General features: G+C 58.3%; 3 protein-coding genes. 2 read left to right on the top strand and 1 reads right to left on the bottom strand.

Annotated features, from left to right (window positions below):
- On the top strand, positions 1–568 hold a 568-nt coding region (locus Q0C59_RS19415), incomplete at its 5' end, for an SAVED domain-containing protein (protein WP_291218680.1).
- A 48-nt stretch (positions 569–616) separates the two neighbouring features.
- Positions 617–1537 carry an SMODS domain-containing nucleotidyltransferase gene (locus tag Q0C59_RS19410; protein WP_291218678.1) on the top strand — a complete coding sequence of 307 codons (921 nt, stop codon included), beginning with the start codon at positions 617–619 and terminating at the stop codon, positions 1535–1537.
- Positions 1538–1638: 101 nt separating this feature from the next.
- Here Q0C59_RS19410 and Q0C59_RS19405 read toward each other — a convergent pair.
- A partial coding sequence (locus Q0C59_RS19405) for a DUF2779 domain-containing protein (RefSeq protein ID WP_291218676.1) occupies positions 1639–2939 on the bottom strand: 1301 nt, incomplete at its 5' end.

Here is a 2939-nt window from a genome sequence, read left to right as displayed (position 1 = left end):
CCTCGCGATGGACACCCACCTGACCCTTGCGTTCGCCGCGGGGACCGTGTTGGACACCAAGTCTGGAAAAATTGTGGAGCTCGAGCAGCGCACTCGTGGCGGTGCTGCCATCTGGGCTGCCGATGACGTGCCTGTAGACCCCACCTGGCCGAGCTGGACGTTCAGTGAATTTGACCTGGAAACCGGCGGGGCCGAGGTGGCTGTAGCAGTGTCCATCACCCGGACCACGGAACAACAAGTTCGTGCCGATCTCCTGGGCAAGCCGAGCGTTGGCCGCTTGGTGGTGGCAAGCCTCGCGAGTGGCGCATCACAGGCTGCAGTGTTGAATGGCGCCCACGCCGATCAACTGGCAGACCGACTGGCTAACCACCTGAAGGATCTGAGGTCTGGAGCGGGCACCGCAGTTCGCCCTGAATTGCATCTGTTCATGGCGGCGCCATACAGCTTTGCGTTTTTCCTCGGCAGGCATATCAAGGTTTTGAAGCCAGTAACGTTGTACGAGTTCGACTTCGACGGCGAGCGTGGCGGCGGCTACGTCCCCTCGCTCACCATGGCTGCCGGTACCTAGAGCAGAAGTCCTGATCGATCTAGTGACGCAACTTATCCGGGGTTGAACGTGAGGAATATCGAGGGACTTCTCAGAGGCATGGCGTGCAAAGTTGAGCCGACGGCGACTCAGAAGAAGGCCGCAAGTGCCAGTCACAAGTACTTGCGTGAGCTTATGGACACGGGCGTCATCGATAACCGAATCCTCAGTAGCTTCTTGAGCGGTAGCTATGTCAGAGGCACCGCGGTGAATCCGCTGGGCGACGTGGACATCATCTTCTTGATCGATGAGTCCAAGTGGGAAACGGGGTTTTTTGCAACGCGGCCCAAACCCAGCGTTGTTCTTCGCTCGTTCGCGGACGCGGTTCGCTACCGCTACGAAAAGTCCTCAGCCTTTACGCAGCGTCGCTCCATTAGGTTGGAGCTTTCGCACATCGATATCGACTGCGTTCCGGCTATCGAGATACCGGGGAGCGACTACATCTGGGTCGGCGACCGCAAGGACGATGCCTGGATCAAGTCCTCGCCCCAGCTGCACCACACGGCGCTGACGAAGGCCAATCAGCTGTGCGATGGCTGGGCAGTGCCGGCAATAAAACTCTTGAAGGCATGGAACAGGTCACTGCCCGCAACGGCCCAAGTGCGCTCTTTCGTCATCGAAACCATCGCAGTTACAGCATTCACTGCAGCACCCCAGAAGACCCTGCAGGATTGCGTCTTGGGCTTCTTCGACTTCGTCGTGCAGTTCCGCAGCGACTTCCTACAGATCGGGAATGCCAGGCTCGGCATCACCATCAGCGGAGTCTTTGGTATGACTGTTCCCGATCTCGCTCGGACCGGAGGCAATGTGGCGAGCGGCGTCGGTGGGGACCATGCCACGAGTTTCATGGACAGGGCTAACCGAAGCCGCGAGCTACTGCAGGGCGGGCTGCACGCTCGAACCGAAGACAGCGCGGCAAAGCATGTATTTTCAGCACTGGGGTGGGCGTGAGGCGATTTCCCTGACGACGAGCTCAGCGTCGTGGAAGTCGTTCTATCAAGCCAGAGCAAAGACCAAAAAAAGCGACAGAACAGACGCTTGCACTGCCCAAGTCAGGTCCTGGAGGTGGCAGCCGCCATGTGGTCCCATGCTTGGATTGCCATCACCATCGCCAGCGTGTCCAGCTCGCAGTATCGAAATAGGGCGTTCTCAATGCTTGCGCGGCGAATATCAGACAGATCCTCGAACTGGAGCCGAGCGTAGGCGGCCATTGCTGCGCCACCTTCCTTCAATTCCTCGGACAGGCCTTCATCGGCTGCATCGGTCTCATCGCGCGAAACGTCATCGAATACCGGAGGTAAAAGCGCGTACGGGTCCATCACTTGGCCATCGCGTTCCTGCCACCAGGCGATGGGCTCCACAAAGTTCAAGCTGACACCCTCGCCGCCGTAGTTCGCCTTACTGTAGGTTTCGCGCAGCGCGGTCGAACCATTCATCAGCGCTGGGAGCACTTTTTTCAGGGAGTTGCTGCCCTTTGTGGAGGGGTGGAAGTAGAACTTCTCTGCGATGTCGCAAAGGTCGACCATGGTCCTGAGCCCGTGAGCCTTCTCCTTAGGCGACACCGACCTAGACGTGATGGATTCGATGAAGCTCACCAGCGCGTCCTTGTCTGGGGGAGGCGCAGCCGACGCAAGCAACTCTTCACGCAGCTTGTTTAGCACGGTGTTCTCGTGCGCGGACCATCGAAAAATCGTCCCATCATCGTTGCTGAGGGCATCGCGTAGCGCACGGACGAAATCAATGTTCGGATCGACACCAGGTTTGGCACAGAGCCACTCACTCCGGTGCTCCACCCAGCCATCTTCGTGGACGACATGATGCGAAAACTGGAAGGCGGTGATCTCGTACGGATGCCGACCACTCGCGAAGGGGATTGCCACAGCGCTTGTCTCAAAGTCGATGCAATGCAAAGGGAACTTCCATCCAGCCCTTGCATTTAAATAGCCTTCGCCGTCGAAGTAGTATTCGCCGCCACCTGGCCATGCTGGCTGGCAGACGTACCACTGACGGTGCTTGCGCGTCATGCCGTCAACGCCTGGTTCTTCGCCGTCGAACTTCAAGTCATCCAGCTTTACCTGATTTGCCTTCAGTACTCCATGTTCGATGAGCTGGGTTTTTCCGTGGAAGTTCCAGAGGTCGAGGACCGTCGATCCTGTGAAGTCTGGCTCTCCCCAATTGAATGCCTGAGACCAGCACTCGTGGAAGCCGCTCTTGGGTTGCCCGGCTAACGGCCAGCTAGGGAAGGTCTGCAAAACCTCCCTCCCGTTGAACTGGCAAACGGCGTGAAGTGAGGAGAAGATAGGGGCATGAACCAAATCACGCTGGGGCTGGACCCCCTCCACAAGAAGACGCG

It is taken from the genome of Hydrogenophaga sp., from assembly GCF_022844385.1.
Taxonomy (GTDB): domain Bacteria; phylum Pseudomonadota; class Gammaproteobacteria; order Burkholderiales; family Burkholderiaceae_C; genus Hydrogenophaga.
The sequence above is the reverse complement of the archived record's forward strand: the minus strand, read 5'-3'. Positions and strand labels throughout refer to the sequence as shown.